Annotated in this window: 22 protein-coding genes; 16 read left to right on the top strand and 6 right to left on the bottom strand. The window is 68.8% G+C overall.

What is annotated here, in order from left to right:
- The first annotated feature begins 11 nt into the window (after positions 1–11).
- From H289_RS0126065 to mutM, 7 genes are all read left to right on the top strand, one after another.
- Positions 12–3,395, top strand: coding sequence for a pyruvate carboxylase (locus H289_RS0126065; protein ID WP_020103797.1), 3,384 nt, complete (start codon positions 12–14; stop codon positions 3,393–3,395).
- A complete protein-coding gene (gene rsmD, locus H289_RS0126060; protein WP_081633553.1) occupies positions 3,392–3,964 on the top strand; it encodes a 16S rRNA (guanine(966)-N(2))-methyltransferase RsmD in 573 nt (190 codons plus the stop codon). Before H289_RS0126065 ends, rsmD begins: the two co-directional genes overlap by 4 nt.
- A 29-nt stretch (positions 3,965–3,993) precedes the next feature.
- On the top strand, positions 3,994–4,470 hold the full coding sequence (gene coaD / locus H289_RS0126055; protein ID WP_020103795.1) for a pantetheine-phosphate adenylyltransferase: 477 nt from the start codon (positions 3,994–3,996) through the stop codon (positions 4,468–4,470).
- Positions 4,471–4,710: 240 nt separating this feature from the next.
- A complete protein-coding gene (gene sepIVA / locus H289_RS0126050) occupies positions 4,711–5,448 on the top strand; it encodes a cell division protein SepIVA (protein ID WP_020103794.1) in 738 nt (245 codons plus the stop codon).
- Between the two features lie 56 nt (positions 5,449–5,504).
- Positions 5,505–6,077 (top strand): YceD family protein, encoded by a 573-nt coding sequence (locus H289_RS0126045; RefSeq protein ID WP_171024441.1) that lies wholly within the window; start codon positions 5,505–5,507, stop codon positions 6,075–6,077.
- On the top strand, positions 6,074–6,799 hold the full coding sequence (gene rnc / locus H289_RS0126040) for a ribonuclease III (protein ID WP_020103792.1): 726 nt from the start codon (positions 6,074–6,076) through the stop codon (positions 6,797–6,799). The genes H289_RS0126045 and rnc overlap by 4 nt, the downstream gene beginning before the upstream one ends.
- Positions 6,792–7,652, top strand: a complete 861-nt coding sequence (gene mutM, locus H289_RS0126035; protein WP_020103791.1) for a bifunctional DNA-formamidopyrimidine glycosylase/DNA-(apurinic or apyrimidinic site) lyase — start codon at positions 6,792–6,794, stop codon at positions 7,650–7,652. The genes rnc and mutM overlap by 8 nt, the downstream gene beginning before the upstream one ends.
- Before the next feature lie 9 nt (positions 7,653–7,661).
- Here mutM and H289_RS0126030 read toward each other — a convergent pair whose 3' ends face one another.
- The 4 genes from H289_RS0126030 to H289_RS0126015 all read right to left on the bottom strand — a co-directional run bounded on the left by H289_RS0126030 (position 7,662) and on the right by H289_RS0126015 (position 10,851).
- Positions 7,662–8,453, bottom strand: coding sequence for an Rv0361 family membrane protein (locus H289_RS0126030; protein WP_020103790.1), 792 nt, complete (start codon positions 8,451–8,453; stop codon positions 7,662–7,664).
- A 95-nt stretch (positions 8,454–8,548) separates the two neighbouring features.
- The gene (locus tag H289_RS0126025; protein ID WP_020103789.1) at positions 8,549–9,259 is read right to left on the bottom strand and encodes an Rv0361 family membrane protein; all 711 of its coding nucleotides are present in this window, start codon (positions 9,257–9,259) and stop codon (positions 8,549–8,551) included.
- A gap of 86 nt (positions 9,260–9,345) precedes the next feature.
- Positions 9,346–10,041 (bottom strand): DUF4878 domain-containing protein, encoded by a 696-nt coding sequence (locus H289_RS0126020; protein ID WP_020103788.1) that lies wholly within the window; start codon positions 10,039–10,041, stop codon positions 9,346–9,348.
- A gap of 114 nt (positions 10,042–10,155) precedes the next feature.
- Positions 10,156–10,851, bottom strand: coding sequence for a hypothetical protein (locus tag H289_RS0126015; protein WP_081633552.1), 696 nt, complete (start codon positions 10,849–10,851; stop codon positions 10,156–10,158).
- A gap of 99 nt (positions 10,852–10,950) precedes the next feature.
- Between H289_RS0126015 and H289_RS0126010 the strand changes: the two genes are divergently transcribed.
- The 7 genes from H289_RS0126010 to H289_RS0125980 all read left to right on the top strand — a co-directional run bounded on the left by H289_RS0126010 (position 10,951) and on the right by H289_RS0125980 (position 21,276).
- The gene (locus H289_RS0126010) at positions 10,951–11,355 is read left to right on the top strand and encodes an OsmC family protein (protein ID WP_020103786.1); all 405 of its coding nucleotides are present in this window, start codon (positions 10,951–10,953) and stop codon (positions 11,353–11,355) included.
- Complete coding sequence (locus H289_RS0126005) at positions 11,352–11,657, top strand: acylphosphatase (RefSeq protein WP_020103785.1); 306 nt, start codon at positions 11,352–11,354, stop codon at positions 11,655–11,657. The genes H289_RS0126010 and H289_RS0126005 overlap by 4 nt, the downstream gene beginning before the upstream one ends.
- 51 nt (positions 11,658–11,708) lie before the next feature.
- Positions 11,709–15,296, top strand: a complete 3,588-nt coding sequence (gene smc / locus H289_RS0126000; RefSeq protein ID WP_020103784.1) for a chromosome segregation protein SMC — start codon at positions 11,709–11,711, stop codon at positions 15,294–15,296.
- Between the two features lie 105 nt (positions 15,297–15,401).
- Entirely contained in the window at positions 15,402–16,766 is a 1,365-nt protein-coding gene (ftsY, locus tag H289_RS0125995) for a signal recognition particle-docking protein FtsY (RefSeq protein ID WP_020103783.1), read from the top strand.
- 275 nt (positions 16,767–17,041) lie between these two features.
- Positions 17,042–18,361 (top strand): ammonium transporter, encoded by a 1,320-nt coding sequence (locus H289_RS31400; RefSeq protein ID WP_167542136.1) that lies wholly within the window; start codon positions 17,042–17,044, stop codon positions 18,359–18,361.
- 60 nt (positions 18,362–18,421) lie between these two features.
- Positions 18,422–18,760 carry a P-II family nitrogen regulator gene (locus H289_RS0125985; RefSeq protein ID WP_020103781.1) on the top strand — a complete coding sequence of 113 codons (339 nt, stop codon included), beginning with the start codon at positions 18,422–18,424 and terminating at the stop codon, positions 18,758–18,760.
- A 17-nt stretch (positions 18,761–18,777) separates the two neighbouring features.
- Positions 18,778–21,276, top strand: coding sequence for a [protein-PII] uridylyltransferase (locus tag H289_RS0125980; RefSeq protein ID WP_029105759.1), 2,499 nt, complete (start codon positions 18,778–18,780; stop codon positions 21,274–21,276).
- Here the strand turns inward: H289_RS0125980 and H289_RS0125975 are convergent.
- Complete coding sequence (locus tag H289_RS0125975; protein WP_020103779.1) at positions 21,257–22,702, bottom strand: FAD-dependent monooxygenase; 1,446 nt, start codon at positions 22,700–22,702, stop codon at positions 21,257–21,259. The two genes, H289_RS0125980 and H289_RS0125975, sit on opposite strands and share 20 nt — an antisense overlap.
- A gap of 134 nt (positions 22,703–22,836) precedes the next feature.
- Between H289_RS0125975 and ffh the strand changes: the two genes are divergently transcribed.
- Both ffh and H289_RS0125965 read left to right on the top strand, forming a co-directional pair.
- The gene (ffh, locus tag H289_RS0125970; protein WP_020103778.1) at positions 22,837–24,414 is read left to right on the top strand and encodes a signal recognition particle protein; all 1,578 of its coding nucleotides are present in this window, start codon (positions 22,837–22,839) and stop codon (positions 24,412–24,414) included.
- A 2-nt stretch (positions 24,415–24,416) separates the two neighbouring features.
- Entirely contained in the window at positions 24,417–25,514 is a 1,098-nt protein-coding gene (locus H289_RS0125965; protein WP_020103777.1) for an amidohydrolase family protein, read from the top strand.
- A gap of 1 nt (position 25,515) precedes the next feature.
- On the opposite strand, the gene H289_RS0125960 is transcribed toward H289_RS0125965, so the two are convergent.
- Positions 25,516–26,349, bottom strand: coding sequence for a D-alanyl-D-alanine carboxypeptidase family protein (locus H289_RS0125960; protein ID WP_020103776.1), 834 nt, complete (start codon positions 26,347–26,349; stop codon positions 25,516–25,518).
- Positions 26,350–26,397 lie beyond the last annotated feature (48 nt).

Raw genomic sequence — 26,397 nt, 5'->3', positions numbered from 1 at the left:
AGGGTCACTGGGTGATTTCCAAACTCCTGGTGGCCAATCGCGGTGAGATCGCGATCCGGGCCTTTCGCGCAGCCAACGAACTGGGTATCGCCACCGTCGCGGTGTACCCGTTCGAGGACCGCAACTCGCTGCATCGGCTCAAGGCTGACGAGTCGTATCAGATCGGGGAGAAAGGCCATCCGGTCCGGGCGTACCTGAACGTCGACGACATCGTCGCCACCGCGCTGGCGTGCGGCGCCGACGCGATCTACCCGGGATATGGCTTCCTGTCGGAGAACCCCGAACTGGCGGCCGCCTGCGCCGCCGCGGGCATCACCTTCGTCGGACCCAGCTCCGACATCCTCGAACTGACCGGCAACAAGGCGCGCGCCATCGAATCGGCCCGCGCCGCCGGGCTGCCCGTGCTGGCCTCGTCGGAGCCGTCGTCGTCGGTCGACGACCTGCTTGCCGCCGCCGAGCACATGCAGTTCCCGTTGTTCGTCAAGGCCGTCGCCGGTGGTGGCGGCCGCGGTATGCGCCGCGTGGCCGACCCGGCCGACCTGCGCGAGGCCATCGAAGCCGCGTCCCGCGAAGCTGATTCGGCGTTCGGTGACCCGACGGTGTTCCTGGAGCAGGCCGTCGTCAACCCGCGGCACATCGAGGTGCAGATCCTCGCCGACACCCACGGCAACGTCATGCACCTGTTCGAGCGCGACTGCAGCGTCCAGCGCCGGCACCAGAAGGTCATCGAGCTGGCGCCCGCGCCGAACCTGGATCCCGGACTGCGGGAGCGCATGTGCAACGACGCCGTGGCCTTCGCCCGGCAGATCGGCTACACGTGCGCCGGCACCGTCGAGTTCCTCGTCGACGAGCGCGGCCAGCACGTGTTCATCGAGATGAACCCACGCATCCAGGTCGAGCACACCGTCACCGAGGAGATCACCGCGGTCGACCTCGTCGCGTCGCAGTTGTGTATCGCCTCCGGCTCGTCGCTCGAGGAGCTGGGCCTGAGCCAGGAGACCATGCAGGCCCGCGGCGCCGCGCTGCAGTGCCGCATCACCACCGAGGACCCCGCCAACGGCTTCCGTCCCGACACCGGCCGCATCACCGCCTACCGCACGCCGGGCGGCGCCGGCATCCGGCTCGACGGCGGCACCAACCTCGGCGCCGAGGTGTCGGCCCACTTCGACTCCATGCTGGTCAAATTGACCTGTCGCGGAAGGGATTTGACGACGGCCGTGGCGCGCGCCAAGCGGGCCCTGGCCGAGTTCCGTATCCGCGGCGTCTCGACGAACATCCCGTTCCTGCAGGCGGTGCTCGACGACCCCGACTTCGTCGCCGGAAAGGTGACGACGTCGTTCATCGACCAGCGTCCGCAGCTGCTGACCGCCCGCAGTAGCGCCGACCGCGGCACCAAGATCCTCAACTACCTGGCCGATGTCACGGTCAACCAGCCGCACGGGCCGCGCCCGGCGGCGGTGTACCCGCGCGACAAGCTGCCCGCCGTCGACCTGAAGGCGGCTCCGCCCGCGGGGTCGAAGCAGCGGCTGGACGAACTGGGGCCGGAAGGCTTCGCGCGCTGGCTGCGTGACACCCCGGCCGTCGGCGTCACCGACACCACCTTCCGTGACGCGCACCAGTCGCTGCTGGCGACCCGCGTGCGGTCCACCGGCCTGCTGGAGATCGCTCCGTACATCGCCCGGTTGACGCCGCAGTTGCTGTCGGTCGAGTGTTGGGGTGGCGCCACTTACGATGTGGGCCTTCGCTTTCTGAAGGAAGATCCGTGGGAGCGCCTGGCCGCACTGCGTGAGGCGATGCCCAACATCTGTCTGCAGATGCTGCTGCGCGGCCGCAACACCGTCGGCTACACGCCGTATCCGGAGCTGGTGACGTCGGCGTTCGTCGAGGAAGCCACGGCGACCGGCATCGACATCTTCCGGATCTTCGATGCGCTCAACAACGTGTCGTCCATGCGCCCCGCCATCGAGGCGGTGCGCGAAACCGGTTCCGCGGTGGCCGAAGTCGCGATGTCCTACACCGGCGACCTGATGAATCCGGGCGAGACGATCTACACGCTGGACTACTGGCTCAAGCTCGCCGACGAGATCGTCGAGGCTGGTGCGCACGTGCTGGCCATCAAGGACATGGCCGGTCTGCTGCGACCGCCGGCCGCGGCAAAACTGGTTTCCGCGTTGAAGTCTCGCTTCGACCTGCCGGTGCACGTGCACACGCACGACACCCCGGGTGGGCAGCTCGCGACCTACATGGCCGCCTGGTACGCCGGCGCCGACGCGGTCGACGGTGCCTCGGCGCCGCTGGCCGGCACCACCAGCCAGCCCGCGCTATCGTCCATCGTCGCGGCCGCCGCGCACACGCAGTACGACACCGGGCTGTCGCTGGAGGCGGTCTGCGACCTGGAGCCGTACTGGGAGGCGCTGCGCCGGGTGTACGCGCCGTTCGAGTCCGGTCTGCCGGCGCCGACCGGTCGCGTCTACACCCACGAAATCCCCGGCGGCCAGCTGAGCAACCTGCGCCAGCAGGCGATTGCGCTGGGCCTGGGGGACCGGTTCGAGGAGATCGAGAACGCCTACGCCGGCGCCGACCGCGTCCTGGGCCGGCTGGTCAAGGTGACGCCCTCGAGCAAGGTAGTCGGTGACCTGGCGCTGTCGCTGGTCGGTGCCCACGTCACCGCCGATGATTTCGCGACCGACCCGTCGCGCTACGACATCCCGGACAGCGTCATCGGCTTCCTGCGCGGCGAGCTCGGCGACCCGCCCGGCGGTTGGCCGGAGCCGTTGCGCAGCAAGGCATTGGAGGGGCGCGGCCCGGCCCGGCCCGAGCAGCAGCTGACAGCGGAGGACGAGGCCCAGCTGGCCACCCCCGGCCCCGTGCGCCAGGGTGCGCTGAACCGGCTGCTGTTCCCCGGTCCGACGAAGGAGTTCCTGGCGCACCGCGAGGAGTACGGCGACACCTCGCGGCTCAGCGCCAACCAGTTCTTCTACGGTCTGCGCCGCGGCGAAGAGCACCGCGTGCACCTGGAGAAGGGCGTCGAGCTACTCATCGGACTCGAAGCGATCTCCGAGCCCGACGAACGCGGCATGCGTACCGTGCTGTGCCTGATCAACGGGCAGCTGCGCCCGGTGCTGGTGCGCGACCGCGCCATTGCCGCGGACGTGCCGGCCGCCGAGAAGGCTGATCGCAACAACCCGGACCATGTTGCCGCCCCGTTCGCGGGCGTCGTCACCGTCGGCGTCGCGGTCGGTGACGAGGTCGACGCAGGCCAGACCATCGCGACCATCGAGGCCATGAAGATGGAGGCGGCCATCACCGCACCCAAGGCCGGTACCGTCGCGCGGATCGCCGTCACACCCACCGCGGGTGTGGAAGGTGGCGATCTGCTCGTGGTGATCAGCTGACCCGGATCATTGGCGGCCGCCACGGCGGCCGCCGGATCTCGGTGCCCGCCAAAGGGACTCGGCCGACCACCGATCGAGTGCGTGAATCGCTGTTCAACGTGCTGGAAGCGCGGCTGGACTTCGACGGGGCGCGGGTGCTCGACCTGTACGCCGGATCGGGTGCGCTCGGGCTGGAGGCGCTGTCCCGGGGTGCGGCGTCGGCCCTGTTCGTGGAGGCCGATCGGCGCGCCGCGGCGGTGATCTCGCGGAACATCGCCGAGCTCGGGGTCGACGGCGCCGTCGTCCGTTGCGGTACGGCATCCAGTGTGGCGGCGACGTCGGCGCCGCGGCCGGTGGACCTGGTGTTCGCGGACCCGCCCTACGACGTGCCGGCCGCGGACGTGGAAGCCGTTGTCGGGCAGCTTGTTTCGGGTGGCTGGCTGGCCGAGGGTGCCATCGCGGTGATCGAGCGCCCGGCGTCCGGTCCGGCGCTCGTCTGGCCGGCCCGCTGGACCGTGCTGAAGGAGCGGCGGTACGGCGACACCCGACTCGAAATGGCGGAGTGGACTCCTCTGACCAGTCGGGACTGACGCCGCCGCGCCTTGTACCGTCATGGGCTATGAGTGGTGCGGTCTGCCCGGGATCCTTCGATCCGATAACCCTTGGTCACCTCGATGTCTTCGAGCGGGCGGCGGCCCAGTTCGACGAGGTGGTCGTGGCGGTGCTGGTGAACCCCAACAAGAAGGGCATGTTCACCGCGGAGGAACGCATCGCGATGATCACCGAGGCGACGTCGCATCTGCCGAACCTGCGCGCCGAGGCCGGGTCGGGTCTCGTCGTCGACTTCGCCCGGTCGCGCGGGTTGACGGCCATCGTCAAGGGCCTGCGCACCGGCACCGACTTCGAATACGAGCTGCAGATGGCTCAGATGAACCGGCACGTCGCCGGCGTCGACACGTTCTTCGTCGCGACCAAGCCGCAGTTCTCGTTCGTGTCGTCTTCGTTGGCCAAGGAGGTGGCGGCCCTCGGGGGTGACGTCACCGACCTGCTGCCGCCGGTGGTGAACAAGCGGCTGCAGGCCAAGCTGGCCGGCTGAGGGCGTTGACCCCGCGGTGACGGCCCGGCCGTCCCGCACTTGTGCGCCCTGTTGGCAGGGCCGACGGGACGTCATCGCCGGTCCTGTTACCCGGGCTCGGGCTACTTGTACTTCTGCGCCTCAGCGGCAGAGTCAGCGAACAAGCAAATCCTGTTCGCGACACACCGACCGCCAAAGCCCAGTCACACGAGTAACAACAGGCACACTGGTAACAACCAACTACGCCTGGAGGATGTTGCCGTGTACCGAGTATTTGAGGCGCTGGACGAGCTCGGCGCGATCGTGGAAGAGGCACGCGGAGTGCCGATGACCGCGGGCTGCATGGTGCCGCGGGGCGATGTTCTGGAACTTCTCGACGACATCAAGGACGCGATCCCCGGCGAGCTGGACGACGCCCAGGACGTCCTGGACGCCCGCGACGGGATGCTGCGCGAGGCCAAGCAGCACGCCGACTCGATGGTGTCGTCGGCCACGGCCGAGGCGGATTCGCTGGTCAACCACGCCCGTGCCGAGGCGGACCGGCTGCTGGCCGACGCGAAGGCGCAGGCCGACCGCATGGTCTCCGAGGCGCGCGCACACAGCGAGCGCATGGTCGTCGAGGCCCGCGAAGAGGCCAACCGGATCGCCAGCACCGCCAAGCGTGAGTACGAGGCCAGCACCAACCGGGCCAAGGCCGAGGTCGACCGGCTGCTGGAGAGCGGCAATCTGTCCTACGAGAAGGCCGTGCAGGAGGGCATCAAGGAGCAGCAGCGCCTGGTGTCCGAGACCGAGGTCGTTCAGACCGCCCACGCCGAGGCCACCCGCATGATCGACTCCGCGCACGCCGAGGCCGACCGACTGCGCGGCGAGTGCGACATCTACGTCGACACCAAGCTCGCCGAGTTCGAGGAGCACCTCCAGGGCACGCTGCGCTCGGTCAGCCGGGGCCGGCACCAGCTGCGTACCGCTGCCGGCACGCACGACTACGCCCAGCGCTGAACCGCTTTGCGGGAATGGTGTCCGGTCGATGATCGGCGCCGACGTAGGATTGAGGAATGCCTGGCCCGAGTCCGCTGACCATTGACATTGCCCGATTGGGCCGCCGGCCCGGGTCGATGATCACGCACGTCGAAACCGTGCCCAGTCCCGAGCGGATCGGCCTGGATCTGATGGCGATCGCGCCCGGGGCGCCCATCGAACTCGACCTGCTACTGCAGTCGGTGTCGGAGGGCGTGCTGGTGACGGGGTCGGTGTCCGCGCCGACCACCGGCGAGTGTTCGCGGTGCCTCAACCCGATGTCCGGGCACGTCACCGTCGACCTCACCGAGCTGTTCGCGTATCCCGACAGCGCGACCGAGGCCACCACCGAGGAAGACGAGGTCGGCCACGTCGTCGACGACGCCGTCGATCTCGAACAGTCGATCATCGACGAGGTCGGGCTGTCGCTGCCGTTCTCGCCGCTGTGCACGCCGGACTGCCCGGGGCTGTGCCCGGATTGTGGTGTGCGCCTGCTCGATGCCGAACCGGACCATCACCACGACAAGATCGACCCGCGATGGGCGAAGTTGTCGGCGCTGCTGCCCGAGACCTCCGACGCCGACGGGGCTTCGTCGGAGGGCGGTTCGTGACGGTAGATCGTGCGCCGCTGCTGGCGGCGCTGGGCGTGCAGTTGCCCGATGATCTGCTGACCGTGGCGCTGACCCACCGCAGCTACGCGTACGAGAACGGCGGCCTGCCGACCAACGAACGGCTGGAGTTCCTGGGCGACGCCGTGCTCGGATTGGTGATCACGGCCGAGATTTTCCGCCGCTACCCGGACCGGAGTGAAGGCGAGCTGGCCAAGCTCAAGTCCGCGGTGGTGAACACCCAGGCGTTGGCCGAGATCGCGCGCAGCCTCACCCCCGACGGGCTGGGTAGCTACCTGCTGCTGGGCCGCGGCGAGATGGCCAGCGGCGGTGCCCAGAAGGCGAACCTGCTGGCCGACGGACTCGAATCACTGCTCGGTGCAACGTATGTCGAGCACGGCCATGAGGTGGCCCAAACCGTGGTGATGGGGCTGTTCAGCGCCGCGCTCGATACCGCGGCGAGTCTCGGTGCGGGTCTGGACTGGAAAACCAGCCTGCAGGAGCTGTCCGCGGCCCGCCGGATCGGCGTCCCCTCGTACGTCGTGACGTCCACCGGCCCGGAGCACGACAAGGAGTTCACCGCACGGGCGGTGGTGGGCGGCATCGACTACGGCGAAGGCACCGGGCGCACCAAGAAGGAAGCCGAACAGCACGCCGCCGCGGCGGCGTACCAGGCGCTGGAGGCCAGCCCCGCGGTCGATCCCGACGCCGTCAGCAATGCCTGAGCTTCCAGAGGTCGAGGTCGTCCGCCGCGGCCTCGAATCACATGTCGTGGCAAAAGGTTTCACCACGGTACGGGTGCTGCACCCGCGCGCCGTGCGACGGCACGACAACGGTCCCGCTGATCTGGCCGGCCGGCTGGCCGGACGCCGGATCACCGGGACGGGCCGCCGCGGCAAGTACCTGTGGCTGACCCTCGACGGTGACGAGGCGCTCGTGGTGCACCTGGGCATGAGTGGCCAGATGCTGATCGGGCCGCCGGCCCGGCCGTCGCACCTGCGCATCGCGGCCGTGCTCGACGACGGCACCGAACTGAGTTTCGTCGACCAACGGACTTTCGGTGGTTGGCAGGTGTGCGACCTGGTCGAGGTCGACGGCAGCGTCGTGCCGGTGCCGGTGGCGCACATCGCCCGTGATCCGCTGGATCCCGCATTTGATCCGGATGCCGTGGTGAATGTCTTGCGGCGCAAGGACTCCGAGATCAAGCGTCAGCTGCTGGACCAGACCGTCGTGTCCGGTGTCGGCAACATCTACGCCGACGAATCGCTGTGGCGGGCGCAGGTCAACGGGTTTCGCCCGGCCTCGGCGCTGGCGCGCCGCCGGCTGGGGGAGCTCCTCGTCCACGCGGCCGACGTGATGAATTCGGCTCTGGCACAAGGCGGCACGTCATTCGACTCGCTGTACGTCAACGTCAACGGCGAGTCCGGGTACTTCGACCGATCGCTGGACGCCTATGGCCAGGAAGGGGAGCCGTGCCGCCGCTGTGGCACGGCGATCCGGCGGGAGAAGTTCATGAACCGCTCGTCGTACTACTGCCCGAAATGCCAACCGCGGCCACGCATTCCGCGACCGATCTGACGGTCCGGGCTACTTCAGCCCGGGAATGCCCTTGAACTTCGGCGAATCGGTCATGCAGAACTTCCACTCGCCGCCTTCTTTGCGCAGTGGAACGCTGGTGACCCCGCTGGCCGACTTGACGTTCACCGTCGCGCGATCGCCGTTGACGTTGATGTCGGTGATCTCGGCGCTCTTGGTCGAACCGGGGCCGGCGTCGCTGTCGCTGCCCTTGCCGAACTTGCCCGCGATCGACGGCACCTTGTCGTACAGCTTCACGTCGTTCGCGCAGGAGTGCGCCTTGAAGTCGTCGAAGGTATCGATCTGCGACGTCATCAGGTCGCGGATCTTGTCCTCGTCCGTCGACGATCCGCCGATGGTCACCTGCCCACCGGCGGACGCGGTGTCCGAACCGGAATCGGAGCGTGTCGCCACCACCGCGACGACGACCCCGATCACGAGGACGACGGCGCAGATCGCCGCGCCGATGAGCGCCCACTTACGGGTGTTGTTGGGCGGTGTGGGCGGCGGGAACCCCGGCTGACCCGGGAAGCCGGGCCCCATCGGGTATCCGGGCGGCGGTCCATAGGCCGGTTGACCGTAGGGCGGCTGTCCATAGCCGGGCTGGCCGTAGGTCGGCTGTCCGTACGTGGGCTGTCCGTACGTGGGTTGGCCGTAGGCGGGTTGGCCGTAGTCAGGCTGCCCGTAGACCGGTTGCCCATAGGCCGGTGGACCGTACGCAGGCTGGCCGTATCCCTCGGTCGGCTGCTGTGGCGGCTGCCAGGGCTGGGCGCCCGGATCCGAACCGGACGGGGGATAGGTCATGTCTGCGCGCTCCCTGTGGACTGTGCTTGGTGTCCAACGTAACACCAGCGCCGTTACCCGAAATGCCAACAGCGGCCGGGTAAGTCACAGGTCGATTACTTCATGCCGGGCAGGTTCTGCAGCTGCTTCAGCTGCGGTGAGTCGGTGAAGCAGATCTTCCACTCGCCGCTTTCCTTGCGGAAGTAGAGGGTGCCGGAACGCTCCAGGCCGCTGCTCGACGTCGCGGTGACTTCCGCGGTGGCGGTATCCCCGGTCACGTTGACGCTGTCGACGGTCGCCTTGCCCTTGGCCCCGGTCGGATTGGTGCCCGTGCTGTCGGCGATGCCGGGGAACTTGCTGAAGAACTTCTGGTCGTTCTCGCACGAGCGCTCTTTGATCGACGACGGCCCCGAGCTCATCAGGCTCCGAATCTGATCCTCATCGGAATTGCCGCCCAGTGCGCTGAGCCCACCGCCGGAATTGGTGACCAGGACCACGGCGAGCACGATGCCGACGACGACGATGGCCGCGAGCCCACCGATCAGGGCCCACTTCGGGCCGTTCGACTTGGGTTGCGGTGCGCCGGGGAACCCCGGGCCCATCGGCGGGTAACCCGGCGGCTGTCCGTACCCGGGCTGGCCGTAGGCCGGTTGGCCATACGCCGGCTGACCGTAGGCGGGCTGTCCGTAGGTGGGCTGCCCATAGGCGGGCTGGGATTGGCCGTATCCCGGCTGACCGTAGCCGCTCGGCGGGAACCCGGGTGCCGGCTGCTGCGGCTGCTGCCACGGCTGACCGCCTGGCTGCGGCCCGAGCGGGGGATAGGTCATGTCTGGTCGCTCCCTGTGAACTGTGCTTGCCGTCCAAGTTAACACCGCTGGGCCGTCTACCACCGGAAACGCCGGTCAGCCTCGGGTTACTTCATCCCGGGCAGCTGCTGAAGCTTCTTCATCTCCGGGGAGTCGGTCAGGCAGTACTTCCACTCACCGCTTTCCTTGCGGAAGTAGATGGTGGTGGTCGCCTCGCGTCCGCTTTCCGCGCGCGTGGTGACATTCACGGTGGCACGCTCGCCGGTCACGTCGACGCTGTTGACGGTGACCTTCACCTTGGGCCCCACCGGCGCCTTCTTGCCGTCGGAGAGGCCGGGGAACTTGCTGAAGAACTTGGTGTCGGCCTCGCACCGGTGGTCCTTCAACGCCGTCGGATCGCTCATCAGGCTTCGAATCTGGTCCTCGTCGGAGTTACCGCCGAGCGCGCTGAGCCCACCGCCGGAGCCCGACGTCCACAGCACCACGCCGATCACGATGCCGATGACCGCGAGCAGGGCCAGCCCGCCGAACAGCAGCTTCTTGTTGTTGTTCGGGGTGGGAGCGCCGGGATAACCGGGGCCCGGCGGAAACCCCGGCGCCTGGCCGTATCCGGGCCCCATCGGATAGCCGGGTGCCTGTCCATAACCGGGCGCTTGCCCGTAGCCGGGTGCCTGCCCGTATCCCGGGGCCTGTCCGTACCCAGGTGCCTGGCCGTAGCCGGCCGGCGGGAACCCGGGTGCCGGCTGCTGCGGTTGCTGCCACGGCTGACCGCCTGGCTGCGGCCCGAGCGGGGGATAGGTCATGGTCTGGTCGCTCCTTGAGAAGTGGTGCGTGATGTCGAGATCGGCGCCGAGCGCCCGGAATCGCCGGGAGGCCTGTCGACCTCGGGCGGGAGCGGCGGCAAGCGCGCCGCCGGATCAGCGGGTGCCGGGCAGGTTCTTGAACACCGGGTTGTCAGTGGAGCAGAACTTCCACTCGCCGCCTTCTTTACGCAGCCAGATCGCAACCTGCGACGACCCCGGGGGCTGGACCGTGGCGCGGTCACCGGTGACGGTGATGTCGAGGGTTTTCATGCTCTCCGGGTCACCTGCGACTTTCGGCACCGGCATGCTGCCGAATGCGTCGCCGCCCGCCTGACCGAAGAACTTGCGGTCGTTGGCGCAGGAGATCGAGGCGATGTCGCCGCCGCCGAACGAGGCCAGGAACTGGCGAATCTCGTCTTCCTCGGAATTGGCGCCACTCGACGTTCTAGGGGCGGTTCCACCGCTGCGCGTCTGGCCAGACTGACTGCTGGCGCTGCTCGCGGACGTGGACTGGTCGTCGTCGGAGGAACCGGTCAGCGCGTAGATGCCCACGCCACCGAGGACCAGGACCAGCACCACGGCGCCGACGATGAGGATCCACTTGCCCGGACCGCCGGAGTTCGGCGGTGGGGCACCGGGATAGCCGTAGGGCATCGGCTGCCCGGGCGCCGGACCGTATCCCGGCGGGCCATATGCGGCGGGCGGTCCGTAAGCGGGGTAGCCGGGAGCAACCGGTTGGCCGACGGCGTATGGGCCCTGCTGCGGGTACCCGGACGGGCCTGGATACGGGCCTTGCGGTGGGTACGTCATGTGATCTCTCCCCCCGAGAGTTGTGCGGCCCCTGACATTACCTGGGCCTCAACAAGGTTCCCTGCAGGAACAGTGCCGTCGGCACGGTACAAATGAGCCATGACGGAACTGTGGGTCGAACGCACCGGGGTGCGCCGCTACACCGGGCACAGCTCGCGAGGAGCCGAGGTCCTCGTCGGGTCCGAGGACGTCGAGGGCGTCTTCACCCCGGGGGAATTGCTCAAGATCGCGTTGGCGGCGTGCAGCGGGATGAGCAGCGATGCGCCGTTGCGGACCCGCCTCGGCGACGACTACCAGACCACCATCCGGGTGTCGGGGCCGCCGGACCGGGAGAACGAGGTCTACCCGCTGTTGCAGGAGTCCATGGAGTTGGATCTCTCGAGCCTGTCGGAAGACGAGATCAAGCGGCTCAAGATCGTCGTCGAGCGGGCCATCGACAAGGTCTGCACGGTCGGCCGCACGCTCAAGGCGGGCACCGAGGTCACCTTCGAGTTTGCCGAGTGACCGCTGAAGGCCCGATTGTCGGCTCCGCCGACGTGGTCCGGCTGTCGGCCTGGGTGCACGGCCAGGTACAGGGCGTCGGGTTCCGGTGGTGGACCCGGGCCAGGGCGCTGGAGCTGGGCCTCACGGGCTACGCCAGCAACAAGCCGGACGGCCGGGTGCACGTCGTCGCGCAGGGGCCGCGCGCCGATTGCGAGCGGCTGCTGGAGCTCCTGCGCAGCGGCACGACCCCGGGCACGGTCACGACAGTCGTCGACGACTGGGCCGCCGCGGGCGACCCGATCGAGGGATTTTCTGAGCGTTAGAAGCCCAGGGGTCCCCGGCATTTAACCGGCGCGACGGTAGGGTTTCACCCCATGCATCTGAAGAGTCTGACGCTGAAGGGCTTCAAGTCCTTCGCGTCGCCGACGACTCTTCGCTTCGAACCTGGCATCACCTGCGTGGTGGGGCCGAACGGTTCGGGCAAATCGAACGTCGTCGACGCCCTGACCTGGGTGATGGGCGAACAGGGCGCCAAGACCCTGCGCGGCGGCAAGATGGAAGACGTCATCTTTGCCGGCACGTCGTCGCGAGCCCCGCTGGGCCGGGCCGAGGTGACCCTGACCATCGACAACTCGGACAACGCCCTGCCGATCGAGTACTCCGAGGTTTCGATCACGCGGCGCGTATTCCGCGACGGCGCGAGCGAGTACGAGATCAACGGCAGCAGTTGCCGGCTCATGGACGTCCAGGAACTGCTGTCCGACTCCGGTATCGGCCGTGAGATGCACGTCATCGTCGGCCAGGGCAAGCTCTCGGAAATCCTGGAATCGCGCCCCGAGGACCGGCGCGCCTTCATCGAGGAGGCCGCCGGGGTGCTCAAGCACCGCCGGCGCAAGGAGAAGGCGGTCCGCAAGCTCGACGCCATGCAGGCCAACCTGGCGCGCCTGACCGACCTCACCACCGAGCTGCGCCGTCAGCTCAAGCCGCTGGGCCGGCAGGCCGAGATGGCGCGCCGCGCGCAGACCATCCAGGCCGATCTGCGCGACGCGCGGCTGCGCCTGGCCGCCGACGACCTGGTGACCCGGCAGGCCGAGTTCGACGACACCAACCAGACCGAGACGGCGCTGCGGCGCGAGCACGGAGAAGTGGCCGAGCGGCTCGAGGCCGCCTCGGCGGAGCTGGCCGGCCACGAAGCTGCGGTATCGGGCCTGTCCGGACGGGCCGAGGCCGCGCAGCAGACCTGGTTCCGGTTGTCCGCGTTGGCCGAACGGGTCAGCGCCACCGTCCGCATCGCCACCGAGCGCACCAATCTGCTGGACGCCGATCCGGAGGTGTCGACCGGGCCGGACCCGGACGCGCTCGACGCCGAGGCCGACGCCGTCGCCGAGCACGAGGAACAACTGCTCGCCGAACTCGCCGAATCCCGGACCCGGCTGGAAGCCGCCCGCGGCGCGCTGGCCGAATGCGAACGTGCCGCGGCCGACGCCGAACGCGCCCAGATGGCAGCGGCCCGCGCCGAGGCGGACCGGCGCGAAGGGCTTGCGCGGTTGTCGGGACAGGTCGACACGATGCGCACCCGTATCGAATCGATCGACGAGGGCGCGGTCCGGCTGACCGGCAGCATCGAGGAGGCGGCCGCCCGGGTCGAGCAGGCGAAAGCCGAGTTCGAACTGGTGCAGAGCCAGGTCGGCGAGCTCGATGCCGGCGAGTACGGGCTGGACGAACACCACGACCGCACCATCAACGCCATGCTGCAGGCCGACGAACGCGTCGACGAACTGCAGGCCGCCGAGCGCGCCGCGGAGAAGCAAGTGGCCTCGCTGCGCGCGCGTATCGACGCCTTGTCGGTGACCCTGGATCTCAAAGACGGCTCGGCGTGGCTGCAGGAAAACCATGACGGCGCAGGGCTTTTCGGTTCGGTCGCCGAGCTGGTGCGGGTGCAGCCGGGCCATGAGGCGGCCATCGCGGCGGTGCTGGGCGCCGCTGCCGACGCGCTCGCGGCCGAGAGTTTCGATGCCGCCCGGGCCGCGGTCGACGCGCTCAAGAAGGGCGACGGTGGCCGCGCCGCCATCGTGCTGGGTGACTGGCCCGGCGAAACCGCTTCGCCGCGTGGGGATTTGCCGTCCGGGGCGCTGTGGGCGCTGGACCTGGTCGAGGTACCGTCCCGGTTGGCGGGAGCGATGCACGCCATGCTCGGCCGGGTCGTTGTGGTCGACGATCTGCCGGCGGCGCTGGAGCTGGTGGCTGCGCGCCCGGAGCTGCGGGCCGTCACGGCCGACGGTGACCTGGTCGGCGCGGGGTGGGTCAGCGGCGGGTCGGACCGTAAGCCGAGCGCCCTCGAGATCACCGCAGAGATCGACAAGGCTCGCGCCGCGCTGGTCGAGGCCGATCGCCAGACCGGTGAATACGGTGCCGCGCTGTCCGGTGCCCTCGCTGAACAGAAGGCGCGTCGTGACGCCGTCGAACACGCGCTGGCCGCGCTGCACGAGTCCGACGCCGCGATCTCGGCGATCTATGAGCAGCTGGCCCGGCTCGGGCACGAGGCCCGGACCGCTGAGGCCGAGTGGCAACAGCTGATCCGGCAGCGCGACGAGCTGGAAGCCGGCCGCAGCCGCACCCTGGCCGAGCTGGCGGAGCTGGAAGACCGGTTCCACAACGCGCAGCAGGAGCCGATGTTCGACGTCGAGTTCGTCGACCGGTCCGAGACGACTGCGGCCGCCGAAGAGGCGCGAGCGATCGAGGTCGAGGCCCGGCTGGCAGTGCGTACCGCTGAGGAGCGCGCGAATGCCGTTCGCGGACGGGCGGATTCGCTGCGCCGCGCCGCGGCGGCCGAGCGTGAGGCTCGGGTGCGGGCGGCGCGCGCCCGCGAAGCGCGCGAGAACGCGGCGAAGGTCGCGGCCGCGGTCGCGGACTCCGGGCGGCTGGTGGCCGAAAAGCTGGCTGCCACAGTGACTCTGGCGGCGCGCAAACGCGACGCGCTCGCCACCGAGCGCGCTCAGCGCTCCGAGGGATTGACGCGGGTCAGGGCAGAAGTGTCCGAACTCAGCGCCCGGGCAGCTGCGTTAACCGAGGCGTTGCACCGTGACGAGGTCGCGAAAGCCCAAGCGGCCCTTCGTATCGAGCAACTCGAGCAGCAGGCGCTGGAGCAGTTCGGCATGGCGGTCACCGATCTGGTCGCCGAGTACGGACCGGACGTGCCGCTGCCGCCGACCGAACTCGAGATGGCCGAGTACGAGCAGGCCAAGGAACGTGGCGAGCAGGTCAGCGCGCCCACGCCGATGGCCTTCGACCGGCCCACCCAGGAGCGCCGCGCGAAGAAGGCCGAGAAGGAACTCGCCGAGCTCGGCCGGGTGAATCCCTTGGCGCTGGAGGAGTTCGCCGCGCTCGAGGAGCGCTACAACTTCCTGTCCACTCAGCTGGAGGACGTCAAGGGCGCTCGCAAGGATCTGATGGACGTCATCGCCGACGTCGATGAGCGCATCCTGCGGGTGTTCACCGAGGCATACGCCGATGTGGAGGCCGAGTTCAGCCAGGTGTTCCAGACGCTGTTCCCCGGCGGCGAGGGCCGGCTGCTGCTGACCAATCCCAGCGACATGCTCACCACCGGCATCGAGGTCGAGGCCCGGCCGCCGGGTAAGAAGGTCAAGCGGTTGTCGCTGCTGTCGGGCGGTGAGAAGTCACTCACCGCGGTGGCGATGCTGGTGGCGATCTTCCGCGCCCGCCCGTCACCCTTCTATGTCATGGACGAGGTCGAGGCCGCGCTGGACGACGTGAACCTGCGCCGTCTGATCAGTTTGTTCGAGCAGCTACGGGAAAAGTCGCAGCTGATCGTCATCACGCACCAGAAGCCGACCATGGAGGTCGCCGACGCGCTCTACGGCGTCACCATGCAGGGCGACGGCATCACCCAGGTGATCTCGCAGCGCATGCGTGGCCAGGAGTTGGTCTCCAGCCCGACGTAGGGGTGCACCCTGCGTCCGGGGTGACGTCCACGCGCACTTGCGCGCCGCTACCGCCGAGTCAGCGCCAGGCGTGGGCGTCGGGGGAGCGGCTGACAGAATGGCACGGTGTCGGAAGGTCTCTGGATCGCGATAGCGATCATTGCTGTTCTCGTTGTCACCGCGCTGGTGGTCGGATTCGTCCGCTACCGGCGCAGCAGGATTTCGCTGTCCGCGCCGGAGGAGACTCCGAAGCTGGACCGGTCCGGCGGCTACACGGCGTCATCAGGCATCACGTTCAGTAGTTCGGACACCGCGGAGAAGCTGCCTACCGTCGGCGACGACGCCGAGATTCCGCGAGACTCGCGCAAGCGCACCATCGCCGATGTGCAGCTGCCCGAGCCTGCGGTCGAGGCGCCGGAGGTCGTGGTCGAGCCGGACGTGGTCGCTGAGGCGCCCGACGTGGTCGCCGAGCCGGACGTGGTCGCCGAGCCCGAGCCGACGATTGCGCCCGAACCCGAACCCGAGGCAGCTCCCGAGCCGGAGCCCGAGGTCGCCCCGCGCGACGAGATCGCACCGACCGCGGGCCGGCTGGAGCGCCTGCGCGGCCGCCTGGCCAAGTCGCAGACCACGCTGGGCCGCAGCATGCTGGGCCTGCTCGGTGGCGGCGACCTCGACGAGGACTCGTGGGAGTCCATCGAGGACACCCTGCTGATCGCCGACCTGGGGCCCGTCGCCACCGAATCGATCGTCACCGCGCTGCGCAGCCGCATGGCCGAGGCCAATGTGCGCACCGAGGCCGACGTCCGTGCGGTGGTGCGTGAGGTGCTGATCAAGGAACTGCGAACCGATCTGGACCGGTCCATCAAGGCGCTGCCGCACGCCGACAAGCCGTCGGTGCTGCTGGTCGTCGGCGTCAACGGAGCCGGTAAGACGACCACCGTCGGCAAGCTGGCCCGCGTGCTGGTCGCGGACGGCCGCCGCGTCGTGCTCGGCGCGGCCGACACCTTCCGCGCCGCCGCGGCCGACCAGCTGCAGAGCTGGGGCGCCCGCGTCGGCGCCGACATCGTGCGCGGCCCCGAGGGCGCGGACCCGGCCTCCGTCGCCTTCGACGCCGTCGACAAGGGCATCGCAGCGGGCGCTGACGTCGTCGTGGTGGACACGGCAGGCCGGCTGCACACCAAGACCGGTCTGATGGACGAGCTGGGCAAGGTGAAGCGCGTCGTCGAGAAGCGCGCCAAGGTCGACGAGGTGCTGCTGGTGCTCGACGCCACGATCGGCCAGAACAGCCTGCCGCAGGCCCGGGTCTTCGCCGAGGTGGTCGACATCACCGGCGTGGTGCTGACCAAGCTTGACGGCACCGCGAAGGGCGGCATCGTGTTCCGGGTGCAGCAGGAGCTCGGCGTGCCGGTCAAGCTCGTCGGTCTCGGCGAGGGGCCCGACGACCTGGCGCCGTTCGAGCCCGCAGCCTTCGTCGACGCCCTCCTGGGGTAGTCGCCACCGCCGGCCGAGTGGTTGCCTCCCGCTGACGAGAAGATGCGAAACCGCCCTATTCCACCCGGAATAGGGCGGTTTTGTTGTTGCGCGTCGGGAACTCACAGGGCGGGCCGGGGCCTACGAAGAGGGCATTAACCGCGCCGAAACGTAACTGGTCGATCCGTTCACATATGTGAAACGCCCGCGCGCCGTCGGCGAAACAACCGATGCGCAAAGTTCTGGCCTAGGTCATCGGCATCTGCCTGTGACATGGGTTAAGGAGGAAGCGGCCAGTGGATGGATTCCCTATCTTGGGCACGCCGGACACCGGTGACACAGCATGGATGTTGGCGAGTGCTGCACTCGTGCTGCTGATGACACCGGGTCTGGCGTTCTTCTACGGCGGCATGGTGCGCCGTAAGGGTGTGCTCAACATGATCATGATGAGCGTCAGTGCGATGGGCGTCGTCACGGTTTTGTGGGTGCTGTTCGGCTACTCGTTGGCATTCGGCAACGACAAGTGGGGCTTCGTCGGGGATCCGACGCAATACTGGGGACTCAAGGGCCTGATCGGCGGCAACTCGTTGGTGTCGCATCTTGCCGCGGGAACCACCGCGGCCGTCAAGATCCCGCTCGCCGGGACCATCCCGCAGCTGGTGTTCGTGGCGTTCCAGCTGATGTTCGCGATCATCACCGTCGCCCTGATCTCCGGCGCCGTGGCTGACCGCCTCAAGTTCGGCGGCTGGCTGCTGTTCGCCGGCCTGTGGGCCACCTTCGTCTACTTCCCTGTCGCGCACTGGGTGTTCGCGTTCGACGGCATCACCGGCGAGCACGGCGGCTGGATCGCCAACCACCTCAAGGCAATCGACTTCGCCGGTGGTACCGCGGTGCACATCAACTCCGGTACCGCGGGTCTGGTGCTGGCGATCATCCTGGGCAAGCGCGCCGGGTGGCCCACCACTCCGATGCGGCCGCACAACCTGCCGTTCGTCATGCTGGGCGCCGGTCTGCTGTGGTTCGGCTGGTACGGCTTCAACGCCGGTTCGGCGCTGACCTCTGACGGTGTCGCCGCGACGACCTTCGTCACCACCACGGTGGCGACCGCCGCCGCAATGCTGTTCTGGCTGCTGACGGAAAAGATTCGTGACGGCCACGCCACCTCGCTGGGTGCGGCGTCGGGCATCGTGGCCGGCCTGGTGGCCATCACCCCGTCCTGCTCGTCGGTCAACGTGCTCGGTGCGCTGGCGATCGGTGCGGGCGCCGGTGTGGTCTGCGCGCTGGCGGTGGGCCTGAAGTTCAAGCTGGGCTTCGACGATGCGCTCGACGTCGTCGGTGTGCACCTCGTCGGTGGTCTGTTCGGCACCCTGATGGTCGGCCTGGTGGCCGCTCCCGAGGCTCCGGCCGCGGTCAAGGGCCTGTTCTACGGCGGCGGGTTCGACCAGCTGTGGCGTCAGGCCGTCGGCGCGTTCGCGGTGCTTGCCTACTCGGCGATCGGTACGGCTATCTTGGCCTTGATCGTCAAGTACACCATCGGCCTGCGCCTCGACAAGGAAGATGAGGCCACCGGTATCGACGAGGCCGAACACGCGGAAACCGCTTATGAATTCGCGTGATCGGGAAGGATTTACGGTGACATCCACGGGTTTCGCGGTTATTTGGAAGGAATTGATCAAATGAAGTTGATCACGGCGATCGTCAAGCCGTTCACGCTCGAAGACGTCAAGACCGGTCTGGAGCAAATGGGAATCCTCGGGATGACCGTCAGCGAGGTGCAGGGCTACGGCCGCCAGAAGGGCCACACCGAGGTCTACCGCGGTGCTGAGTACTCGGTGGATTTCGTGCCCAAGGTGCGGGTCGAGGTCATCGTCGACGACGCGTCGGTCGACAAGGTCGTGGATGTCATCGTGCAGGCCGCGCGGACGGGCAAGATCGGCGACGGCAAGGTGTGGGTCACCTCTGTCGAAACCGTGGTGCGCGTCCGCACGGGTGAGCGGGGCAGCGACGCCATCTGACGTCGGCTGACCACCAGATGACAATGCAGACACCAGATTCCGCTGCCGAAGCCGACGATACTTCGGTTTCGCCTGCTCCGGCAGCGGGATCACCCCGTCCGGCCAGCGACCTGAGCGCTGCTGTCGAGCAGCTGCTCAACGGCGGCGCACGCCGCCTCGATTCGGCGGCGTTGCGCGAAGCGCTGGTTGATCTGTACGAATTCTGGCTTGCCGCAAAGGCAACCGAGATCGGCATCACCGAGACCAGTGGATTCTCCATCGTGGCGACCGGTGGTCTCGGGCGTCGGGAGATGCTGCCGTACTCGGACCTGGACCTGATGCTCCTACACGACGACCTGCCGCAGGCCGCCGTCACCGAGGTCGCCGAGGCGCTCTGGTACCCGTTGTGGGACGCCAACATTCACCTCGACCACAGCGTCCGGACGGTGCCGCAGGCACTCAAGACCGCCGCCGGCGACGTCTCTGCCGGGCTGGCCATGCTCGACGCCCGGCACATCGCGGGCGACTCGGATCTGTCGTCGCTGTTGGTCGGCGGTGCCCGGCGGCAGTGGCGGACCGGGATCACCTCCCGCTTCACCGAATTGATCGAACACGCCGCGGCGCGGTGGGAACGTTCCGGTCAGATCGCGCACCGCGCGGAACCGGATCTGAAGAACGGCCGCGGCGGCCTGCGTGATGTGCAGCTGCTCAACGCGCTGGCGATGGCGCAGTTGGCCGACGTCTACCCGAGCCGTTCGGTGGCGTCACCGATCGGCACCCTGGGCGACGCCCACCTGGCACTGCTCAACGTCCGTACCGAGCTCCATCGCGTCTCGCACAAGGGCCGTGAGATGGTGCTGGCCCAGTACGCCGACGAGGTCGGCGCCGCACTGGGTATCGGTGACCGCTTCGATCTGGCGCGCATGATCAGCGATGCCGCCCGCACCATCAGCTTCTACGTGGACGCCGGCGTGCGTACCGCGGGGAATGCCCTGCCGCGCAGGGGATTTGCGGCGCTCAAGCGACCGGTCCGGCGACCGCTGGACGAGGGCGTGCTGGAATTCGGCGGCGAGGTCATCCTGGCCCGCGACGCCAAGCCACAGCGCGATCCCGGCCTGATTCTTCGCGTGGCCGCCGCGGCGGCCACCAACGGACTGCCCATCGCGGGATCGACCTTGGCGCGGCTGGCCGAATCAGCGCCCGAACTGCGGGCACCGTGGCCGAAAGAAGCGCTCAACGACCTGCTCGTGATGCTGGCGGCCGGGCCCGGCGCGGTGTCCACCGTGGAGGCCCTCGACCGGACCGGGCTGTGGGGCCGGTTGTTCCCGGAGTGGGGCGCGATCCGCGACCTCCCGCCGCGCGATGTCGTGCACATCTGGACCGTCGACCGTCATCTGATCGAAACCGTCTCTCGGGCAAGCGCTTTCACCACCCGCGTGGACCGGCCCGATCTGCTGGTGCTGGGTGCGCTGCTGCATGACATCGGCAAGGGCCGGGGTGGCGATCACAGTGTGATCGGCGCCGAACTGGCCAACCAGATCGGCATCCGGCTGGGCCTGTGGCCGGCCGACATCGAGGTGCTGGTCAAGATGGTGCGCTACCACCTGCTGCTGCCGGAGACGGCGACGCGACGAGACCTGCAGGACCCCAACACCATTGCCGCGGTCGTCGACGCGCTGGGCGGTGACGGACTGCTGCTGGAGCTGCTGCACGCGCTGGCCGAGGCGGATTCGCTCGCCACCGGCCCCGGCGTGTGGGGTGACTGGAAGGCCTCCCTGATCGGCGATCTGGTCCGGCGCTGCCGGCTGATGATGGCGGGGGAGGACCTGCCGCACCCCGATCCCATTGATCCGCAACTGCTTTCGCGTGCCGATCCGAGCGGCGTCCACGTGGAACTCACCGCGGCGGACAGTGCGCACATGTTCAACGTCACCATGCTCGCCCCGGACCGGCGCGGCCTGTTGTCCAAAGCCGCCGGCGTGCTGGCCCTGCATTCGCTGCGGGTGCATTCGGCGTCGGTCAACAGCCATGAGGGACTGGCGATAAACACGTTCGTGGTGTCGCCGCACTTCGGCTCTCCGCCCGCCGCGGAACTGCTGCGCCAGCAGTTCATCCTGGCGCTCGACGGTGATCTCGACGTGATCGCCGCACTCGAGCAGCGGGACGAGGAGACTCCGGCCCCGACCCGGCGCGCCGGTGAGGTTCTGGCAGCGGTGCCGGGTTACCACACGGTCGCGCCGCCGCGCGTGCGCTGGTTCCCAGGCTCCTCGGACGACGAGTTGGTCGTGCAGATCCGCAGCGCTGACCGGCCCGGCCTGCTCGCGCGCCTCGCCGCGGTGGTCGAACGCAAGGGCGCGGACGTCGCCTGGGCCAAGGTGACGACGCTGGGTGCCACCGTCGTCGACGCGTTCGGTCTGGTGGTTCCGGAATCCTTGACGGCCGACGAGGCCCGGACGGCGTTCGAACAGGATCTGTACGCGGTGTTGCCCGCGCCTGCGCCGGCCAAGCCCGCGGTGATCACCGCTGAGGTGAGTTAGCGAGTTCGGCGCTGCCGCACCACTTCCGGACGGCGGCGGGCGCATCGGCCGCCGCCCCGGCCCACGCGACGTATCCGTCGGGCCGGATCAGTACGGCGGGCGGCAACTGGTCATCGCCGGTGACCGCGCAGGTGACGTCGGTGCGGCCGAGCGCCAGACCGCTCTTGGTCAGCAACAGGAACCGGCCGTCGCGCAGCAGTTCGTAGACGCGGGTGCCCGCGCACGCGATGTCGGGCATCCGTCGCCCGACGAGTCGATGATCGTCGCGCTTGCGTGGATAACTGATCGCGATTCCGCTGAGTCGGCCGCCCAGGGCGCGCCGGGTCGGTCCGGTGCTCAGGAGCGCGGTGATCGCGACGCGCCGCAGCAGTCGCCGCGGCAGGCTGCGGCCCAGCACCAGCTGATTGAAAGCGTCGGTGAGTTTCAGGACGTTGGCGCCGACGGCATGGCGTTCGGTCTGGTAGCTGTCCAGAAGCCAGGCCGGTGCGGTGCCCTTGACGGCCGACGCCAGCTTCCAGCCCAGGTTCATCGCGTCCTGGATGCCGGTGTTCATGCCCTGCGCGCCGAGAGGCGAGTGGATGTGGGCCGCGTCCCCGGCGATGAAGCAGCGTCCGACGCGATAGCGGTCGGCCTGGCGTCGCTCGGACAGGAACCGGGTACTCCAGCGCATCTCGCCCATGCCGAAGTCCGTTTTCGCGATGCGGCGCATGGAGGCCGTGATCTCGGAAAGCGGTACCGGCTCGCCGAGCGGCACGTCTTCCCGGGTCCGGTCCCAGGCGATGGCGCGGAACCAGCCGTCGCCGAACGGGACCAGCAGCACGACGCCGTCGGGACTGTTGGCGGCGGCCAGCCCGTCGGCCGGCGGGTTCGCCAGTTGAACGTCTGCCAGCAGGATGTGGGTCTGGTACTGCTTGCCGGCGAATCCGATGCCCAGCATGGTGCGCACCGCGCTGTGTGCGCCGTCGCAGCCGACGAGGTAACCGGCGCGGACCGTGCTCTGGTCCGCGAGGCGCACGGTGACGCCGTCGGTGTCCTGTGTCAGGCCGACAACCTCCGCGCCGTAACGGATTTCGACGCCGAGTTCGATGGCGCGGGCGGTCAGCACCCGTTCGGGCAGGCTCTGCGGTGCCATCAAGACCATGGGGTAGCGGGTGGGTACTTCCTGCAGGTTGATCGCGGCGCCCGGGACAGGGCTCACGCTCTGGACCGGCAGGCCGCGCGCCACGAGTTCGTCGGCCAGGCCGCGGGCGTCCAGTAGTTCCAGCGTCCGCGCATGCACGCCGAAGGCCCGGGTGATGTTCGGGATGCCGCGGCGTTGTTCGAGCAGCTGCACCGCGACGCCGCGCATGGCCAGTTCGCATGCCAACGCCAGGCCCGTCGGGCCGGCGCCGACAACGACGACGTCGGTGCTGTTCAAAGTGGTCATCTCCGGCTCCTCAATTAATTCATCAGGCAATGAATTCATCGCGTGATGAAATACTGCGCGTCGAGGTGTCACCGTGTCAAGGGGACGGTGGTGCCGAAGTACCGGCGACGGGCGCTGCAGTTAGGCTTAACCCCGTGTTTGAATCCCTGTCCGACCGGTTGACCGGTGCGCTGTCAGGCCTGCGCGGCAAGGGCCGGCTGACCGACGCCGATATCGACGCCACCGCCCGCGAAATCCGCCTGGCCCTGCTCGAGGCCGACGTGTCGTTGCCGGTCACGCGCGAGTTCATCGGCCGGATCAAGGAACGTGCCAAGGGCGCCGAGGTCTCCGGTGCGCTGAACCCGGCGCAGCAGGTCGTCAAGATCGTCAACGAGGAGCTCATCGGCATCCTCGGTGGTGAGACGCGCCAGCTGGCGTTCGCCAAGACCCCGCCAACGGTGATCATGCTCGCCGGTCTGCAGGGTTCCGGTAAGACGACCCTCGCCGGGAAGCTGTCGAAATGGCTGAAGGATCAGGGACATACGCCACTGCTGGTCGCCTGTGACCTGCAGCGCCCCGGCGCCGTCAACCAGCTGCAGATCGTCGGTGAGCGGGCGGGCGTCAGCGTCTTCGCGCCGCACCCGGGAGTCTCGCCCGACGGCGTGACCATCGACCAGATGACCACCGGCGACCCGGTGTCGGTCGCCGCCGCGGGTCTGGCCGAGGCCAAGGCCAAGCACTTCGACGTCGTGATCGTCGACACCGCCGGCCGCCTCGGTATCGACGAGGAACTGATGGCCCAGGCCGCGGCGATCCGCGACGCCGTCACGCCCGACGAGACGCTGTTCGTGCTCGACGCGATGATCGGTCAGGACGCCGTCACCACCGCCAACGCCTTCCGTGAGGGCGTCGGCTTCACCGGTGTCGTGCTGACCAAGCTGGACGGCGACGCCCGCGGTGGTGCCGCGCTGTCGGTGCGTGAGGTCACCGGCGCGCCGATCCTGTTCGCCTCCGCCGGTGAGAAGCTCGAGGACTTCGACGTCTTCCACCCGGACCGCATGGCGTCGCGCATCCTGGGCATGGGCGACGTGCTCACCCTGATCGAGCAGGCCGAGCAGGTCTTCGATCAGAAGAAGGCCGAAGAGGCCGCCGCCAAGATCGGCTCCGGCGAACTGACGCTCGAGGACTTCCTCGAGCAGATGCTGATGATCCGCAAGATGGGCCCCATCGGGAACCTGCTGGGCATGCTGCCCGGTGCCGGTCAGATGAAGGACGCCCTGGCGGCCGTCGACGACAGCCACCTGGACCGCATTCAGGCCATCATCCGCGGCATGACCCCCGCCGAGCGGTCCGACCCGAAGATCATCAACGCCTCCCGGCGCCTGCGCATCGCGAACGGTTCCGGTGTCACGGTGGCCGAGGTCAACCAGCTGGTCGACCGCTTCTTCGAGGCCCGCAAGATGATGTCGCAGATGGCCGGCCAGATGGGAATGCCGTTCGGCCGCAAGAGCTCTCGCAAAGCCGCCAAGGGTAAGAACAAGCAGGCCGGCAAGGGGCGGAAGGGCGGACGGGGCCCGACGGCGCCGAAGGCGGCCGCCAACCCGTTCGGTCTCGACCCGAGTGCGCTGCCGGGCGGTTTCCCGGACCTGTCGAACATGCCGCAGGGGCTCAACGAGTTGCCGCCGGGCCTTGCCGACTTCGATCTGTCACAGCTGAAGTTCCCGAAGAAGTAGCCGTGCGGGCGGCTTCTCCCGTCGCTTCGCTCGCCCCGAGGCTGCACATCCGCGGTCGGGGACTGCCCGACGGCGACGAGGTGCAGTGGTGGATACACCAGGGCGTGCTCTCGGCCGAGCCGATCGCGAACGCCGAGACGATCTTCGACGGCGGCTGGATCATCCCCGGCCTCGTCGACGCGCACTGCCACGTCGGCATCGGGCCGGGCGGCCCCGTCGAACTCGACGAGGCCGAGCGCCAGGCCGAGACCGAGCGGCAGGCCGGTGCGCTGCTGCTGCGCGACGCCGGATCGCCCGTCGACACCCGCGCCTTCGACGACCGCGACGATATGCCACGGATCATCCGCGCGGGACGGCACCTGGCCCGGCCCAAGCGCTACATGCCGGGGCTGCCGATCGACATCGAAGACGAATCGCAGCTGCCGCAGTACGTCGCCGAGCAGGCCCGCCGCGGTGACGGCTGGGTCAAGCTCGTCGGCGACTGGATCGACCGGGGAGTGGGCGACCTGGCGCCGTTGTGGTCTGACGACATCCTCAAACAGGCCATCGACGCCGCCCACGCCAACGGTGCCCGCGTCACGGCACACGTGTTCGGCGAGGAGGCCCTGCCGGGACTGATCAACGCGGGCATCGACTGCATCGAGCACGGCACCGGCATCACCGACGACATCATCGAGCTGATGCTGGCCCACGGCACGGCGCTGGTGCCGACCCTGATCAACATCGAGAATTTCCCCGGTATCGCGGAGAAAGCCACCAAGTTCCCGGCCTACGCCAAGCACATGAGCGACCTGTACGCGACGTGCCCGCAGCGGGTCGGCGCCGCACACGAGGCCGGCGTTCCCATCTACGCGGGCACCGACGCCGGCGGCATGATCGCCCACGGCCGTATCGCCGACGAGGTCGCCGCCCTCGGCCGGGTGGGGCTGAGCCCGACGGATGCGCTGGGAGCGGCCAGCTGGAATGCGCGAAAGTGGTTGGGGCGTCCGGCACTCGAGCACGGCGCGTCGGCCGACCTGGTCTGCTACGCCGAGGACCCACGGCTACCGGGCGTGCTCGACCACCCAGCCCTGGTGATCCTGCGCGGCCGGGTCTACTGACTCAGGCGTACTGGCTGAAACCCCAGTCGAACAACTGCCGGGCTTGCGGGTAGAGATCGCCGGTGCCGTACATCTGCACCACGACCAGCCGGTGGTTACCGCGTTGTGCCGCACCGGCGTACGTCTTGCGGGCCCGGTCCGTGTAGCCGGTCTTGCCGGCGAAATCGCCCGGGTAACCGGTCAACAACTCGTTCTGACTGGTGAGGGTCCGGCCGGGGAACTGTGCGGACGTCTGCCGGAAGATCTCGGCGATCACCGGATAGGTCAGCGCCGCCCGGTAGATCACCCCGAGGTCGCGCGGTGTGGTGATCGATTCCCAGCCCGGCCCGTCGAGCCCGGACGGTGAGCCGGCACGGGTGCTGCGGGCGCCGAGCGCCGCCGCCTTGCGATTCATGGCGGCCACCGTGACGCGCTGGCCGCCGAGCATGTCCGCCAGCATGTTCGCGGCGTCGTTGCCCGACACCATGAGCAGCCCGTCGAGGAGCTGCCGCACGGAGTACACCTGCCCGGGTTTGAGCCCGACGCACGAGCACTCGACTTTGGTGTGCGAGTCGTTGGCCCGGCCCAGGGCATCGGGCCGGAGGTTGTCCAGGACGACCATCGCCAGCAGCGGCTTGATGGTGCTGGCCGGCGCGTACGAGCCATTGGGGTCCTGCGACGCCAGTACCTGGCCGGTATCGAGGTCGGCGACCAGCCACGCTTTGGCGGGGCCGTTCGCCAGCGCCTGTGCGCCCGTCGGCTGCCCGGACGGTTCGGCCGCGGCGAGGGGTGTAGCGATCGGCGTCACCAGTAGTGCGCCGAGGGCCAGCGCGGTCGCCGTGAACAGTTTGCGCACGAGCGCCGACGCTACGGATCCCAGGCTGCGATCAGCTCGCGCCGAGAT

It is taken from the genome of Mycobacterium sp. 360MFTsu5.1, assembly GCF_000383495.1.
GTDB classification, from domain to species: domain Bacteria; phylum Actinomycetota; class Actinomycetes; order Mycobacteriales; family Mycobacteriaceae; genus Mycobacterium; species Mycobacterium mucogenicum_B.
The sequence above is the reverse complement of the archived record's forward strand: the minus strand, read 5'-3'. Positions and strand labels throughout refer to the sequence as shown.

Coding starts and splice junctions, on each gene's coding strand:
- H289_RS0125985 (WP_020103781.1), top strand. CDS start 18,422: ATGAAGTTGATCACGGCGATCGTCAAGCCGTTCACGCTCGAAGACGTC.
- H289_RS0125975 (WP_020103779.1), bottom strand. CDS start 22,702: ATGACCACTTTGAACAGCACCGACGTCGTCGTTGTCGGCGCCGGCCCG.
- H289_RS0126025 (WP_020103789.1), bottom strand. CDS start 9,259: ATGACCTATCCCCCGCTCGGGCCGCAGCCAGGCGGTCAGCCGTGGCAG.
- H289_RS0126045 (WP_171024441.1), top strand. CDS start 5,505: ATGCCTGGCCCGAGTCCGCTGACCATTGACATTGCCCGATTGGGCCGC.
- H289_RS0126030 (WP_020103790.1), bottom strand. CDS start 8,453: ATGACCTATCCCCCGTCCGGTTCGGATCCGGGCGCCCAGCCCTGGCAG.
- mutM (WP_020103791.1), top strand. CDS start 6,792: ATGCCTGAGCTTCCAGAGGTCGAGGTCGTCCGCCGCGGCCTCGAATCA.
- H289_RS0126020 (WP_020103788.1), bottom strand. CDS start 10,041: ATGACCTATCCCCCGCTCGGGCCGCAGCCAGGCGGTCAGCCGTGGCAG.
- H289_RS0126015 (WP_081633552.1), bottom strand. CDS start 10,851: ATGACGTACCCACCGCAAGGCCCGTATCCAGGCCCGTCCGGGTACCCG.
- coaD (WP_020103795.1), top strand. CDS start 3,994: ATGAGTGGTGCGGTCTGCCCGGGATCCTTCGATCCGATAACCCTTGGT.
- smc (WP_020103784.1), top strand. CDS start 11,709: ATGCATCTGAAGAGTCTGACGCTGAAGGGCTTCAAGTCCTTCGCGTCG.
- H289_RS0126010 (WP_020103786.1), top strand. CDS start 10,951: ATGACGGAACTGTGGGTCGAACGCACCGGGGTGCGCCGCTACACCGGG.
- H289_RS0125980 (WP_029105759.1), top strand. CDS start 18,778: ATGACAATGCAGACACCAGATTCCGCTGCCGAAGCCGACGATACTTCG.